Genomic DNA, 14574 nt, shown 5'->3' with positions numbered 1-14574 from the left:
ACACCCCCGACCCCGGCGTCCCCCAGGAGGACCACGCCGAGGACGCAGCGCCGCCGTCGGCGACCGCACCCGACGACCGCGGATCCGGCCACCCGGACTCCCACTACCCCGCCCTGATTGAGCGGCTGCGGGCCAGCGGCCCGCTCGAGCCGCCCGTCAACGCGCGCCCGGCCGGGCAGGGCGGTGCCCGCGAGGAGCAGGTCCCCGCACCCGTCGACGCCGCGCCCCCGGCCGAGGACCCCCGCGCGTCGGGCGCCCGCGCCGCCGCCATCCAGGCGGCCCGCGAGGCCGCCCGGGGCGCCGGGCCCCGACCCGCGGACGGCGCCCCGGGCGGCCCCGCTACGGCGTCCGGGCCGTCCGTAGACTGGCAGGACGAGGTGGCCAGCGACGACGACGTGGCCCTCGAGGACTCCGGCCTGGTCGGCCGGCCCGTGGTGGAGCGCCTGCTCGGCGCCCGGCTGCTGGAGGAGCGTCCGCTCGAGCCCGGACTCTGATCCGCATGCACACAGACACGGCCCCACGAGGGCGGGGAAGGCACGGTGAGACGTGTACGAAGGCGCCGTCCAGGACCTGATCGACGAGCTCGGCCGGCTGCCGGGCATCGGCCCGAAGTCCGCCCAGCGCATCGCGTTCCACGTGCTCGAGGCGGACGCCGCGGACATGCTCCGCCTCGCCGACGCCATCCGCACCGTGAAGGACAATGTGCGCCTGTGCTCGGTCTGCTTCAACGTGTCCGAGCAGGAGGTCTGCCACCTCTGCCGGGACGCCCGCCGGGACGACTCGCAGATCTGCGTCGTCGAGGAGTCCCAGGACGTCATGGCCATGGAGCGCACCCGTGCCTTCCAGGGCCGCTACCACGTGCTCGGCGGCGCCATCAATCCCATCGCCGGGATCGGCCCGGAGCAGCTCCACGTGCGCGAGCTCCTCACCCGCCTCCAGGACGAGGCCGTGCAGGAGGTCATCCTCGCCACGGACCCCAACCTCGAGGGCGAGGCCACGGCCACCTACCTCGGGCGCCTGCTCGGCGCCACCGGCATCCGCGTCACCCGTCTGGCTTCCGGCCTGCCCGTGGGCGGCGACCTCGAGTACGCGGACGAGGTCACCCTCGGCCGCGCCTTCGAGGGCCGCCGCCTCATCTCCGGCTGAGGCTCAGGCCACCCGCGTCCCCGTGGGCAGCCGCCCGGCCGGGGTGTCCAGGCGGCGCCGCCCCCACCACAGGAGCGCCGCCAGGAACCCGCCCTGCAGGAGCATGCCCAGCGGCCACGTCGGCCAGGTGCGGTCGACCAGCGTGACGGGCGAGTCGGTCACGGAGCCCTCGTTGACCTGACCGTCCACGCAGTCCGTGTACTCCCGCGGGTCGATCTGGGCCACCCGCATGCCCAGGGAGATCAAGTTCAGCGCGCCGAACTCCTCCCCGGCCGAGTCCTCCCGCAGCTCCGGCAGCGGCACGGCGTCGGCGACCACCACGTAGGGGTTGCCGGCGAGCAGCCAGGCCACCCGACGCGGGTCCGGCACGGTCGTGTCCCGCAGCGGTCCGGCGCAGGACTTCGTGGACCCCGCGTCCTCCGCATAGCCGTAGGTGACCTGGTTGGTCTGCAGGCGGGTCTCGATGAACTGCAGGGAGATCGTGAACGCGATCAGCGAGCCGATCGTCATCATCGCGACCAGCAGGTACGTCACCACCACGGCGAACAGGGTGCGGCCCGTGATCGCGGAGACCGCCACGCCGATCCCCGTGACCACCGCGAACTCCACGAGGATCATCGCCAGGCCCGCGAGCACCGCCAGCGGGGGCACCTGCCCCACCACGGCCGCCACGATGAGCCACGGCGCCGCCGCCACGAGGAACGCGACCGCCGCGATCCACGCCGCCAGCCACTTGCCCAGCATCAGCTGCCAGGTGGACACCAGGGTCACCTGGGTGATCGCCAGGGTGCCCGCCGACCGGTCGCCCGAGATCGCGTTCGCCGACAGGGCCGGGGACACCAGCAGGCAGAGCGTCAGGACGAACAGCAGCACGCCGTCGTACAGCCAGCGCCCGAAGACCATCGTGGAGTCGGGGCTGTTGCCCCCCGTCCACGCGTGCAGGCCCAGCGCGCCGAGGGTGACGCCGCCGACCAGCAGGAAGAACACGCCGAGCAGGATGTACCAGCCGCGCGAGCGCAGCCGCTGGCGCAGCTCCATGCCCACCAGGGTGCGCAGGGCGTCCACGACGCCGAGGCGCCCGCTCCCCAGCGGGGTCGGGCCGCCCGCGGGGGCGGCGGCGGGCGGCGGGGTGTGCAGGACGGCGCTCATGCGCGGCCTCCTTCGACGGTCGGAGCGGGGCCGGCGGCCGTGACGGGTCCGGCGGCGTGAGGGGCGGGGCCCCCGAGGGCGAGGTCCAGGTAGGCGTTCTCCAGCCGGGAGCCCTCCGGGGCCAGCCGGCTCACGGGGACGCCGGCGGCCACGAGGTCCGCCAGCAGGGCGGCCGCGGCGTCCTCGCCGCGCAGCCGCACCACGACGCCCGGCCGGTGCCCCTCCAGGGGCGCGGCCAGGGGCACGCCGCGCGCCTGCAGGGCGCGGACCAGCTCGTCGCGGCGGGACGGGTCCGGTCCGGCGATCCGGTACGGACGCTCCCGGCCGGCGTCGTCCGCGCCGGAGAGGTCCCGCACCGCCACCGTGGCACCCTCGCTCACGAACACGGCCCGGTCCGCCATCTCCTCCAGCTCCGCGAGCACGTGGGAGGAGACCAGCACCGCGACGCCGGCCGCGGCCATCGCGCGCACGTCGTCCCGCAGGCGGATCCGGGAGGTCGGGTCGAGGCCGTTGGCCGGCTCGTCCAGCATGAGGACCGCCGGGCGGTGCACGGTGGCGCGCGCCAGGGAGAGCCGCTGCTGCTGGCCGCGGGAGAGCACCCGGGCGGGCCGGTCCGCGAACGGCTCCAGCTGGACCCAGGCCAGCTGCTCGCGGGCACGCGTGGCGGCCTCCGCCTGCCCCATCCCGTACAGCCGGCCCAGGCTCGTCAGGATGTCCGCGCAGGTCAGCGAGTCCCACACGCCCAGGGTGTCCGGCATCCAGCCGAGCAGCCGGCGGGCCTGCCCCGGGTCCGCCATGGCGTCCACCCCGGCCACGGACACGGAGCCCCGGTCCGGACGCAGCAGCGTGGCGAGCAGGAGCATGAGGGTCGTCTTGCCGGACCCGTTCGGGCCGACGAGGGCGGTCACGGACCCGGCAGGGGCGGTCAGGGAGACGTCGCGGACGGCGTGCACGGACCCGAAGGATCGGGCCAGGCCGTGCGCCACGATCCCCGAGGGCGGCTGCGGGAGGACGGAGCTGGTCATGTCCCCATCCTGGCCGCGCCGCCGTCGGCGCCCATCCGACCACGGGATGACCTTGCCCCCGCCGGGGTGGTCCACCAAGCGGACGCGGGAGGTCACCCGCGTCACTCCCACCCGAGGCGCCGCCTACAATCGGGCCAGCCGCGCGTCGCCGTGCCGCCCTGGGGGTGCGCCGGACGGCCGCCCCGCCCCGCCCCCGTCCGGAAGGATCCTCCGTGAGCCTGATCGTCCAGAAGTTCGGCGGCTCGTCCGTCGCCGACGCCGAGGGCATCCAGCGCGTCGCCCGCCGCATCGTGGCCACCCAGCAGGCCGGGAACCAGGTGTGCGTCGTGGTCTCCGCCATGGGCGACACCACGGACGAGCTGCTGGACCTCGCCGCCGAGCTCACGGCCGACGCCCCCGCCCGCGAGATGGACATCCTCCTCTCCGCCGGCGAGCGCATCTCCATGTCCCTGCTGGCCATGGCGATCGACGCGCAGGGCGTCCCGGCCCGCTCCTTCACCGGGTCCCAGGCCGGCATGATGACCGACGCCGCCTACGGGCGCGCCCGCATCATCGAGGTCAACCCGCACCGCGTGCGGGCGGCCCTGGACGAGGGTGCGGTCGCGATCGTCGCCGGCTTCCAGGGCATGAGCCGGGAGTCCAAGGACATCACCACCATGGGCCGCGGCGGCTCGGACACCACCGCCGTCGCCCTGGCCGCCGCCCTCGGCGCGGACGTCTGCGAGATCTACACGGACGTGGACGGCGTGTACTCGGCCGACCCGCGCGTCGTGTCCTCGGCCCGCAAGCTCCCCCAGCTCTCCTCCGAGGAGACCCTGGAACTGGCCGCCTCCGGCGCGAAGGTCCTGCACCTGCGCTCCGTGGAGTACGCCCGCCGCTTCGGCGTGCCGATCCACGTGCGCTCCTCCTTCTCCGACCATGAGGGCAGCTGGATCATGCCCGACCCGAACGACACCATCCACCTCAAGGAAGGCGCCCCCATGGAACAGCCCATCGTCGCCGGCGTGGCCCACGACCGCTCCGAGGCCAAGGTCACGATCGTCGGCGTCCCGGACGTCCCCGGCAAGGCCGCCGAGATCTTCCGCGTGATCGCCGAGTCCAACGTGAACATCGACATGATCGTGCAGAACGTGTCCCGTCAGGACTCCGGCCGCACGGACATCTCCTTCACCCTGCCGATCGTGGAGGGCAAGGCCGCCATCGAGGCGTTGCGCGCCGCCCAGGAGTCCATCGGCTTCGAGGAGATCGTGCCGAACAAGGAGATCGGCAAGCTCTCCCTGATCGGCGCCGGCATGCGATCGAACCCGGGCATCTCGGCCACCTTCTTCAAGGCCCTGTCCGACGCCGGTGTGAACGTGGACCTGATCTCCACGTCGGAGATCCGCATCTCCGTGGTCACCTCCGAGGACAAGCTGGACGACGCCGTCCGCGCCGTGCACACGGCGTTCGGCCTGGACACGGACGTCGAGGCGACGGTCTACGGCGGCACCGGCCGCTGACCCCCCCCCCTTTCGCTGAGGAGACCGTCGCTTCCATCCCGCCTCTCCGGGATGGAAGCGACGTCTTTCTGAGCGGAAGTCGGCCCGGGCGGAGCCCCTCACGACGACGCCCCCGCACCTCCACGTGGAGGTGCGGGGGCGTCGTCGTCAGCCGGAGGTCACGGCACGGTGACCTCGACCTGCGTGGCCGTGCCCTCGGCCCAGGTCACCTGGCCGCGCCAGGTGCCGGAGGTGAGGCCGGTCCAGTTCACGGTCGCGGAGGTCTCCTGGCCCGTGGTCACGGGGATCGGGTTCGGGGTGACCGTCATGTTGCCGGCGTCCGAGCGCAGCTGCACGGTCTCCAGGGCCGCGGTGTCCGCGCCCGCCGGGTTCGCGTAGAGCTGGGTGAGCACCAGGTAGGTGCCCGGCTCCGGGTCCTGGATGGTCACGGACTCGTCCGAGGACTCCGTGGCGGAGGTGAACTGCTTCTTGGACGGGGTCTGCACCAGCATGTCCCAGTCGGCCGTGTCCACGCCGGAGTCCACTGCGAAGGTCACGGACTTCGTGCCGGGGGCCACGGTCACCGGGGTGACCTTGGAGCCGCCGGGCTGCAGCGTCACAGCCTGGGACTCGACCTTGTTCAGGCCGAGCACGGACGGGGTGAGCTGACCTGTGAAGCCGGGCTGGACGGCCACGGCCGCGGAGCCGGAGGCGCCGGTGCCGGTCACGGAGGCGTCCGCGGTGGCGGGCACGGACTTCAGGGTCACCGGGGAGGTGACCGACGGGACGGCCTTGCCCTTGGCGGTGGTCCAGGAGAAGGAGCCGTGCGTCCACTGGCTCAGGGCGGCGTCGGTGCGGGTGAAGGTCAGGGTGACCTCCGCCTTCTGGCCGGCCTTGAGGTCCAGCACGGACGGGGACGCGGTCACGGTGTAGCCGGGCACGGAGCCGGAGAACGTCCAGCGGCCGTTCTCCAGGGCGGTGACGGTGCGCTTCACGGAGGCGGTGCCGAGCACGTCCGGCAGGGCCACGGAGGGCACGTTGACCTCGCGGCCGGCGAGGTCGCCCAGGATCAGTGCGTTCCACTGCGTCGCGTCGGACTCGTAGACGAGGCCCGGGCGGTTCGCGGCGGCGACATCCGCGGAGCCGGCACCGGTGGCGAAGTTGTCCTGGTTGACGGTGCCGTCCGCGTTGTAGACGTCGCCGGCGGTGGTCATCAGGGCGGACTTCACGGCCATCGGGGACCACTCGGGGTGCTTGCCGATGAGCAGCGTGGCCATGCCCGCCAGGTTCGGCGAGGCCATGGAGGTGCCGGACATCAGGCCGAACACGTTGCCGTGGTAGTCCGAGTCGTACTCGGAGACGCCGGCGATCACGTTCACGCCCGGGGCGGCCACGTCCGGCTTGAGGAACTCCTGGTTCACGGCGTTGGACGGACCGCGGGAGGAGAAGCCGGCGATCTGCGGCAGCGGGTCCGGCGCCTGGCCGGTGGTGTCGCCGGGGACGATCGTGGCCTGCAGGCCGCCGGCCTTGGCCTTGGCGATCAGCGAGGCGTCGTTGGTGTGCACGGTGGGCACGGCGTGGATGTCCGCGTCCAGGGAGCCCGGGGTGACGTTCACCAGGATCATGCCGACGCCGCCGGCGTCCTTGACCACGGCGGACTTCTCCACGCGGGCGTTCACGCCGCGCTCGCAGAGCACGATCTTGCCGGCGGCCTTGGCCGGGTCGAGGGCGCCCGGCTTGCAGAGGCGGGCGTCGTCCGCGGAGACACCCGCGGCGGCCGCGTCCGCGGCGTGGATCACCGGGGCCGGGCCGACGCCGGTGCGCGCCGAGGAGGCGCCGCGCACCTTGGTGCCGTCGGAGAGCTCGAGGGTGCCGGTGAGCTCGTTGGAGAAGGTCTCCGCGGCCACGGTGGTGACCCACGGGGAGGAGTGGTTCACGGTGCTCGGCGTCGGGCCGGAGTTGCCGCCGGACGCGGCGACGAAGATCCCGGCCTCGGCGGCGGAGCGGAAGGCCAGGGCCACCGGATCCACCACGGAGGTGTTGTTGCCGGAGATGGAGTAGTTCAGGACGTCGACGTTGTTCTCGATGGCCTTCTCCACGGCGGCCACGGACGCGGAGGAGTAGCAGCCGCCGGTGTCCGGGTCGGTGTCCTCCCAGCAGACCTTGTAGGAGATGAGCTTCGCGGCCGGGGCGACGCCCGAGCCGAGGCCGAAGGACGCGCCGTCGATGGTCTGCTCCACGTCCTTGGCGCCCACGATGGTGGTGGCCACGTGGGTGCCGTGGGACTTCACGCCCAGCGGGGAGATGCGCTCGGCGGGGTCGCGCTTCTCCACGGGGGTGCCCCGGACGAAGTCGTCGGAGAACGCGTAGGCGCCGATCAGCTTCGAGTCGCAGGTGGAGGCGGGGAAGTCGGGGCCGGACTGGCACTCGGCGGTGGCGAGGGTGCCGTCGGCCTTCTGGACGGCGATCCTGCCGTCCGCGGTGCGGAAGGTGTCGCCGGCCTTGAGCTTCCCGTTGTTGGTGCGCGGCCCCACGGGGGTGCCGTCGAGGAAGGGGCTGTCCGGGTAGATGCCGGAGTCGATCACGCCGACGACGACGCCGCGGCCCGCGTTCTCGGCCTTGCCGAAGGTGGTGTTCCAGGCCCCCTTCTTGCCGTTCAGCCCGAGGAAGTCGGTGGAGGTGTAGTCGGGGGCGACCTGCTCGTCGGCGGTGACGGCGAGGACGGCGGGATCCTTCGCGTAGGCCTCGGCCTGCTCCGCGGAGAGCTCGGCGACGAAGCCGTTCAGCGCGCGCTGGAACGTGACCTTGGGGGTGACGCCCTGCTGCGCGGCGACCTTCTCCTGCTGGCGCTTGAGCTTGGCCTCGTAGTTCTTCACGCGGGGGTGGTTCGCGTCGAACTTCGCGGAGGGGGCGGCGCCGGGGGCGGTGGCCTGGCTCTCGGCGACGGCCGAGGGGGCGTCCTTGAGGATCACGAAGTAGCGGCCCGCCTTGAGGGGCGTGGCGGCCTGCACGCCGACGGCGTGCTCGGCCTGCGGGGCGGCGAAGGCCGGGGCGGCGAGGGGCGCCGCCATCAGGCCGGCGGCGGTGACGGCGGCGGCGAGCAGGCGCAGACGCTGGGGGTGACGGTTCATGGGCTCGTCTCTCTGGTGCGGCGAAGGTCCGGCCGGGTGAGGCCGTCGGGCGGCCCACGCGGGCCCGAGATCCGGAGCCGCGGAGTGATCTGGAACACGCCCGTGGCGAGCAGACTACCTGGCCGCTTCCTGGGAAGTCGAGCGGATCCTCCTGGGCGCGCCCGCACCCGGGAGAATGGTGCCGCCATGACCTCCGCTGCCCCCTCACCCGTCCCGCTCGTCCTCGCGCCCGAGGACTGGCGCGCCCGCGCCCGTGCCCACCGCGAGCGCATCGCCGCGCGCACCGCACCCCTGATGGCGCGGCGCACGCGCGGGGAGCCGCACCCGGTGCAGGACTTCCTGTTCGGGTACTACACGCTCACCCCGGGCGCGCTGCAGCGCTGGCACCCGGGGGCCGGCGTCGTCCTGGCCGACGACGACGGCGCCGCCGCCACGGCCGAGGCCGCCGAGCTGGGCACGGCCCCGCGAGGCGAGTGGCGGCACTGGCGGCGCGTGGAGCCGGGCGAGGTGGTCGGCGTCGTGCTGGACGGGCGCGAGGTGGGTGGCCGGACGGTCGACGTGCCGGCGTTCCTGGCGGACCGCGCGTCCGGGGTGGCGTTCACCCGGGAGCTGCTGGAGCGCACGGCGGGGCGGCCGGCGCGGCTGGGCTGCTTCGGGCTGCATGAGTGGGCGATGGCCTACCGCTCGGACGTGCACGGGGTGCGGCACTCGCAGCTGCCGCTGCGCCTGGGCGCGGCAGGCACGGACGCTGTGGTCGAGGACCAGCGGATCCGCTGGACGCACTTCGACGCGTTCCGGTTCTTCGCTCCGGAGGCCGTGCCGCTGAACGAGGGCGCGGAGGGGGTGCAGCCCACGCGCGCGGGCATGGGGGACATGGAGCAGCCCGGCTGCCTGCACGCGGGCATGGACCTGTACAAGTGGGCGCACAAGCTGCTGCCGCTGGTGGACTCGGACCTGGTGGCGGACTGCTTCGACCTGGCCTGGGACATCCGCCGCCTGGACATGGAGGCCTCCCCCTACGACCTCACCGGCGTGGACGACCTCTCCGACGGGCTCGGCGGGTACACCCCGGTGCGGATCGAGACCCCGGAGGGGCGGGCCGAGTACGCGCGGCGCCAGCGCGGGTTCGCCGAGCGCGGGCAGGCGCTGCGGGCGCGACTGCTGGCGGCGCTGGAGGCGGGCGCGCGAGCCGCCGGGGACCGCCGACCGACCGAGGACCCGTCCACCCCCGACCCCGAGGAGCACCATGGCTGACCTTCCCCCCGAGCTCGAGTTCGCCGAGTTCGACGACGACCCCCGCCCGTCCGCGCCGAGCCCCTGGGTGCGGGTGCTGGCCGTGGTCGTGCTGCTCGGCCTGGTCGGGAGCCTGGCCGCCGGGCTGTTCGGCGGGATCTGAGGCCGCTCAGGTGGTGACGTCCCCGTCGACGTAGAGCCACACGCCGGACTCACGGCGGAACCGGCTGCGCTCGTGCAGGCGGAACCGCCCCTCCGGCCCGCGGCCGACGGCCGCGAACTCGACCTCGCCGACGTCCTGGAACGGGCCGCCGCCCTCCACCGCCAGCACGGCCAGCCGGGTGAACGCCGGGGCGGGGTCACCCGGCCCCGGGGTCAGCTCCGCCGCGGACGGCCGGTGCTCCGGAGCCCACGTCGCCCGCAGATAGGCGACCGTCGCCGCCACGTCCGCGGCGCCCGTCGCCCCGGCCCCCTCCACCTCGCCGAGGCGGGCGAACGCCGTGTACCGCGAGCGCATGAGCGCCTCGGCGGTCGGCGCGGTCAGGGAACCGTCCGCGGCGTGGGCGGCGTGGAGCCGGCCGCAGCACTCCGGGTACGGGAGACCGAGCCCGCAGGGGCACGGGGCCTCGGTCACGCGTCGGCGTCCCGAGCGGCGCGGGCGCGGTCGGCGGCCTCCGCGCGGCGGGTGCGGGCGCGCAGGCCGCGCGCGGCGGCGGCGACCACGCCGCCCAGGGCCACGGCGAGCGCCGGGCCCAGGGGGCTGACCTCGCGGGAGCGGTCACGGACGGGGGACTGCGTGGCCTCGACCACGAGGACGGCGCGGCGGGCGGAGCGGCGGGGGATGCGGGCCAGGATCATGGCGCCAGGCTAGCCCCGTCCACCCGGCGGCCGGGGAGCCCGTCACCGCCTGAACCGCGACGGGATCCGGCGTCCGGGCCCCCGGTAGACTGGCGGGGCAAGCTCGCGGAGCGCCCGAATCCGGCGTGAGACGGCACCGGACGCACCCGGCGAGCACCCGCGCGGCCCACTCACCCCAGGAGCGTCAGTTGCCCATCATCGTCGTCGACGTCATGCCCAAGCCCGAGATCCTCGATCCGCAGGGCAAGGCGATCAACGGGGCCCTGCCCCGCCTCGGCTTCACCGAGTTCAGCCAGGTCCGCCAGGGCAAGCGCTTCGAGCTGACCGTGGAGGGCGAGGTCACGGAGGAGGTCCTGGCCGCGGCCCGCACGGCCGCCGAGGAGATGCTCTCCAACCCGGTGATCGAGGACGTCGTGAACGTCGCCGTGCTGGACGAGGACGCGGCCTGATGACCGAGATCCCCCTGATCGGCGACTACTCGACGCCGTCCACCCCGCTGAACGGGGCGCGGATCGGCGTCATCACCTTCCCCGGCACCCTCGACGACGTCGACGCCCTCCGCGCCGTGCGCCTCACCGGCGCCGAGCCCGTGTCCCTGTGGCACGCCGACGCGGACGCCGCGGCGACGCTGGCCACCGTGGACGCCGTGGTCATCCCCGGCGGCTTCTCCTACGGCGACTACCTGCGCGCCGGTGCGATCTCCCGCTTCGCTCCCATGATGGGCGCCGTGGCCCAGGCCGCGGGCGGTCCCGAGGGCTCGGAGGACGGCCTGCCGGTGCTCGGCATCTGCAACGGCTTCCAGATCCTCACCGAGTCCCACCTGCTGCCGGGCTCCATGATCAAGAACGACCACCTGCACTTCATCTGCCGCGACCAGCAGCTGGCGGTGGAGAGCACGGACACCGCCTGGACCCGCGACTTCGAGCAGGGCGAGGTCATCACCGTCCCGCTGAAGAACCAGGACGGCCAGTACGTGGCGGACGAGAAGACCCTCGACGCCCTCGAGGCCGAGGGCCGCGTGGTGTTCCGCTACGTGGGCTGGAACCCCAACGGCTCGCGCCGGGACATCGCGGGCATCGCGAACCCGGCCGGCAACGTCGTCGGCCTCATGCCGCACCCGGAGCACGCCGTGGAGGCCGGATTCGGCCCGGACACCGAGGCCGGCCCCCGCTCCGGCACGGACGGCCTGGGCTTCTTCACCTCCGTCCTGACCACCCTCGCCACCCGTGGAGGCGCCGCATGAGCACCCAGTTCACCATCGAGACCGTCGAGCAGGCCGCGGCGAACCCGGACGTCGCCCAGCCCTGGGCCGAGCTGGGCCTCAAGGAGGACGAGTACGCGCGCATCCGTGAGATCCTCGGCCGCCGCCCCACCGCGGCGGAGCTGGCCATGTACTCCGTGATGTGGTCGGAGCACTGCTCCTACAAGTCCTCCAAGGTGCACCTGCGCCAGTTCGGCGACACGCTCACGGAGGAGATGAAGGAGCACATGATGGTCGGCATCGGCGAGAACGCCGGTGTGACCGACCTCGGCGACGGCTGGGCCGTGACCTTCAAGGTGGAGTCCCACAACCACCCGTCCTTCGTGGAGCCCTACCAGGGCGCGGCCACCGGCATCGGCGGCATCGTGCGCGACATCATCTCCATGGGCGCCCGCCCCGTGGCCGTCATGGACCCGCTGCGCTTCGGCGCGGTCGACCACCCCGACACGGCGCGCGTCGTCCACGGCGTGGTCGCCGGCATCGGCGGCTACGGCAACTCGCTGGGCCTGCCGAACATCGGCGGCGAGGTCGCCTTCGACCCCTCCTACCAGGGCAACCCGCTGGTGAACGCCCTCGCCGTGGGCGTGCTGCGGCACGAGGACCTTCGCCTGGCCAACGCCTCGGGCGTCGGCAACAAGGTGGTCCTCTTCGGCGCCCGCACCGGCGGCGACGGCATCGGCGGCGCCTCCGTGCTGGCCTCCGAGTCCTTCGACGGCGGCGGCAAGCCCGCCAAGCGCCCCTCCGTGCAGGTCGGCGACCCGTTCGCGGAGAAGGTGCTCATCGAGTGCTGCCTCGAACTGTTCCGCGGCTCCCTCGTGGAGGGCATCCAGGACCTGGGCGCCGCGGGCATCTCCTGCGCCACCTCGGAGCTGGCCTCCAACGGCGAGGGCGGCATGCGCGTCGAGCTCACCGACGTGCTGCTGCGCGACTCCACGCTGACCCCGGGCGAGATCCTCATGTCCGAGTCGCAGGAGCGCATGATGGCCGTCGTGACCCCGGAGAACGTGGCCGCGTTCGAGGCCGTCATGGCCAAGTGGGACGTGGAGCACTCCTGGCTCGGCGAGGTCACCGGCGACGGCCGCCTGGTCATCACCTGGGACGGCGAGACCATCGTGGACGTGGACCCGCGCACCGTGGCCCACGACGGCCCGGTCTACGAGCGCCCCTGCCACCGCCCGTCCTTCCAGGACGCGCTGCAGGCGGACACCTTCCGCTCCTCCGCGGCCGGGCAGGACCTGCCCGCCACCGGCGAGGAGCTCAAGGCCGCCGTCGTCGAGCTGATGGCGTCCCCGAACATGGCGGACGTCTCCTGGATCACCCGGCAGTACGACCGCTACGTCCGCGGCAACACCGCCCTGGCCTCCCCCGACGACGCCGGCGTGGTCCGCGTGGACGAGGAGACCGGCATGGGCGTGGCCGTGGCCACGGACTGCAACGACCGCTACGCCTACCTGGACCCGTACGCGGGCGCCCAGCTCTCCCTCGCGGAGGCGTACCGCAACGTGACCACCACGGGCGCCGTCCCGCTCGCCGTCACCGACTGCCTGAACTTCGGCTCCCCCGAGGACCCGGAGGTCATGTGGCAGTTCGCGGAGGCCGTGCGCGGCCTCGCCGACGCCTGCCAGGTGCTGGGCGTGCCCGTCACCGGCGGCAACGTCTCCCTGTACAACCAGACGGGCGGCGTCGCGATCCACCCGACCCCCACCGTGGGCGTCCTGGGCCGCTTCGACGACGTCCTGCGCCGCACCCCCTCGGGCTTCGGCACGGACGCCGACGGCCAGGCCGTGTACCTGCTCGGCGTCACGGCCGACGAGCTGGACGGCTCCGAGTACGCGAACCTGCGCGGCCACCTGGGCGGTGTTCCGCCGAAGGTGGACCTGGCACAGGAGCGCCTGCTGGGCGAGCTGCTGGTGAACATGTCCCGGGACGGCATGGTCGACGCCGCCCACGACGTCTCCAAGGGCGGCCTCGCCGCGACCCTGGCGGACATGGTGCTGCGCTTCGGCGTGGGCGCCCGGATCGTGCTGGACGAGGTCGTGCGCCGCGACGGCGTGGATGTGTTCACCGCGCTGTTCTCCGAGACGCAGGGCCGCACCGTGGTCTCCGTGCCGCGCACCGAGGAGGTCCGCTTCACGGACATGACCACCGCCCGCGGCTACACGGTCACCCGCATCGGCGTGGTGGACGCGCAGTCGGACGCGCTCGAGGTGCAGGGCCAGTTCACCCTGCCGATCGCCGAGCTCCGGGAGGCCTGGGAGGCCACGCTGCCGAAGCACTTCGGCTGAGCCCGACCCGCCCCGACGACGGCCGCTCCCCCGCGCAGGGGGGAGCGGCCGTCGTCGTGTGCGGCGTGAGGCGGTGCGGTCAGCCGTCCACGGTGGCGGACGCCGTGGCCCCTGCGGAGGAGCCGGCGCCGGAGGAGGCGATCTCCTGGGAGAGCTCGTCCATGGTCACCTGCTCGGCGGCCGGCGGGGCGGCGGCCGGGGTGACCTGGTTCCACCGGTCCATGGTGACCGTGCCCTCGCCCGAGGACTTGGTGTCCCGGAACTCGCGGACGTGGTTGTCCTTGTCCACGGTCATGGTCCAGGAGGAGTCGTCCGAGTAGCGGTACATCTCCTCACCGTCCACCTGCACGACCTCGCCCTCCATCGCGGCGAGCTCGGCGTCGGTGACGGTGGAGAACTCCTGCTTCATCTCGTCGAGGAAGACCTGGGGGTTCATCTCGTCCACGGGGATCATGCCCTGGGTGTCCACGAGCCAGCGGCCGTCGAGCGCCTCGGTCATCCTGCTGGCGTCCCCGCCGCCGGAGCCGTCCATCTTGAGGTAGGTCTGGCCGCCCACGTGGATGAAGTCCATGGTGCCCGTGAAGTCGGCGGAGTCGCCCGTCACCGAGCCCTGCACCGTGGTCCCGGCGACGTCGCCGGCGAGGTCCACCCGCTGGACCTCCGAGCCGGAGCCGCCGTCGATCTCCGCGAGGATGTGCACGCTCTCCGCCTCGTCCAGCCCCTGCTGGATGTCCTTCCAGACGACCTCGGCCTCGGGGGCCTGGCCCGCGGGGACGTCGGAGGCGGAGGACTCGGACGCCGCGGACTCCGAGGACGACGACGCGGCGGCGTCGGAGCCGTTCGGGGAGGTGCTCACCGTGGGGCCGGCGGCGGAGGACGAGGCGGCCTCCGCGGAGGAGGAGGAGGCAGGGGCGGGGTCGCCGCCGCACGCGCTCAGCGCGAGGGCGCCGGCGCCGAGGAGGGCGGTGAGGGAGGCACGGGACAGGCGGGGGGTCATGGGGTCCGCTT

At 73.8% G+C, this 14574-nt stretch carries 12 protein-coding genes and 2 pseudogenes; 8 read left to right on the top strand and 6 right to left on the bottom strand.

The genetic code is table 11. The features are described from left to right. Both MHY29_RS07940 and recR read left to right on the top strand, forming a co-directional pair. Nucleotides 1-494 (top strand): annotated as a pseudogene (locus MHY29_RS07940) (DNA polymerase III subunit gamma and tau); the annotation flags it as partial. 52 nt (nt 495-546) lie between these two features. Next, the gene (gene recR / locus MHY29_RS07935; RefSeq protein WP_239239809.1) at nt 547-1146 is read left to right on the top strand and encodes a recombination mediator RecR; all 600 of its coding nucleotides are present in this window, start codon (nt 547-549) and stop codon (nt 1144-1146) included. A 3-nt stretch (nt 1147-1149) separates the two neighbouring features. Here the strand turns inward: recR and MHY29_RS07930 are convergent, their stop codons facing one another. Both MHY29_RS07930 and MHY29_RS07925 read right to left on the bottom strand, forming a co-directional pair. Then, nucleotides 1150-2295: an ABC transporter permease gene (locus MHY29_RS07930; protein WP_224355703.1), complete on the bottom strand. Its 1146-nt coding sequence runs from the start codon at nt 2293-2295 to the stop codon at nt 1150-1152. Next, entirely contained in the window at nt 2292-3320 is a 1029-nt protein-coding gene (locus tag MHY29_RS07925) for an ABC transporter ATP-binding protein (RefSeq protein WP_224355704.1), read from the bottom strand. Before MHY29_RS07925 ends, MHY29_RS07930 begins: the two co-directional genes overlap by 4 nt. Before the next feature lie 212 nt (nt 3321-3532). Between MHY29_RS07925 and MHY29_RS07920 the strand changes: the two genes are divergently transcribed. Then, nucleotides 3533-4819, top strand: coding sequence for an aspartate kinase (locus MHY29_RS07920; protein ID WP_239239806.1), 1287 nt, complete (start codon nt 3533-3535; stop codon nt 4817-4819). Between the two features lie 158 nt (nt 4820-4977). On the opposite strand, the gene MHY29_RS07915 is transcribed toward MHY29_RS07920, so the two are convergent. Continuing rightward, nucleotides 4978-7929, bottom strand: a complete 2952-nt coding sequence (locus MHY29_RS07915) for a S8 family serine peptidase (protein WP_239239803.1) — start codon at nt 7927-7929, stop codon at nt 4978-4980. A gap of 186 nt (nt 7930-8115) precedes the next feature. Between MHY29_RS07915 and MHY29_RS07910 the strand changes: the two genes are divergently transcribed. Next, entirely contained in the window at nt 8116-9183 is a 1068-nt protein-coding gene (locus tag MHY29_RS07910) for a 3-methyladenine DNA glycosylase (RefSeq protein WP_239239800.1), read from the top strand. After that, on the top strand, nt 9176-9325 hold the full coding sequence (locus MHY29_RS07905; protein WP_224355708.1) for a hypothetical protein: 150 nt from the start codon (nt 9176-9178) through the stop codon (nt 9323-9325). Before MHY29_RS07910 ends, MHY29_RS07905 begins: the two co-directional genes overlap by 8 nt. A gap of 6 nt (nt 9326-9331) precedes the next feature. Here the strand turns inward: MHY29_RS07905 and MHY29_RS07900 are convergent, their stop codons facing one another. After that, nucleotides 9332-9796 carry a YchJ family metal-binding protein gene (locus MHY29_RS07900; RefSeq protein ID WP_239239797.1) on the bottom strand — a complete coding sequence of 155 codons (465 nt, stop codon included), beginning with the start codon at nt 9794-9796 and terminating at the stop codon, nt 9332-9334. Next, on the bottom strand, nt 9793-10020 hold the full coding sequence (locus MHY29_RS07895) for a hypothetical protein (protein WP_239239794.1): 228 nt from the start codon (nt 10018-10020) through the stop codon (nt 9793-9795). Before MHY29_RS07895 ends, MHY29_RS07900 begins: the two co-directional genes overlap by 4 nt. A 188-nt stretch (nt 10021-10208) precedes the next feature. Between MHY29_RS07895 and purS the strand changes: the two genes are divergently transcribed. The 3 genes from purS to purL are packed head-to-tail and all read left to right on the top strand — an operon-like array spanning nt 10209 to nt 13566. After that, a complete protein-coding gene (purS, locus tag MHY29_RS07890) occupies nt 10209-10469 on the top strand; it encodes a phosphoribosylformylglycinamidine synthase subunit PurS (protein ID WP_224355711.1) in 261 nt (86 codons plus the stop codon). Beyond that, nucleotides 10469-11263: a phosphoribosylformylglycinamidine synthase subunit PurQ gene (purQ, locus tag MHY29_RS07885; RefSeq protein ID WP_239239791.1), complete on the top strand. Its 795-nt coding sequence runs from the start codon at nt 10469-10471 to the stop codon at nt 11261-11263. The genes purS and purQ overlap by 1 nt, the downstream gene beginning before the upstream one ends. Then, nucleotides 11260-13566 (top strand): phosphoribosylformylglycinamidine synthase subunit PurL, encoded by a 2307-nt coding sequence (gene purL / locus MHY29_RS07880; protein WP_239239788.1) that lies wholly within the window; start codon nt 11260-11262, stop codon nt 13564-13566. Before purQ ends, purL begins: the two co-directional genes overlap by 4 nt. A gap of 79 nt (nt 13567-13645) precedes the next feature. Here purL and MHY29_RS07875 read toward each other — a convergent pair. Continuing rightward, nucleotides 13646-14574: pseudogene (locus tag MHY29_RS07875) on the bottom strand (hypothetical protein); the annotation flags it as partial.

It is taken from the genome of Micrococcus sp. ACRRV (assembly GCF_022346985.1).
Classification (GTDB): domain Bacteria; phylum Actinomycetota; class Actinomycetes; order Actinomycetales; family Micrococcaceae; genus Micrococcus; species Micrococcus porci.
The sequence above is the reverse complement of the archived record's forward strand: the minus strand, read 5'-3'. Positions and strand labels throughout refer to the sequence as shown.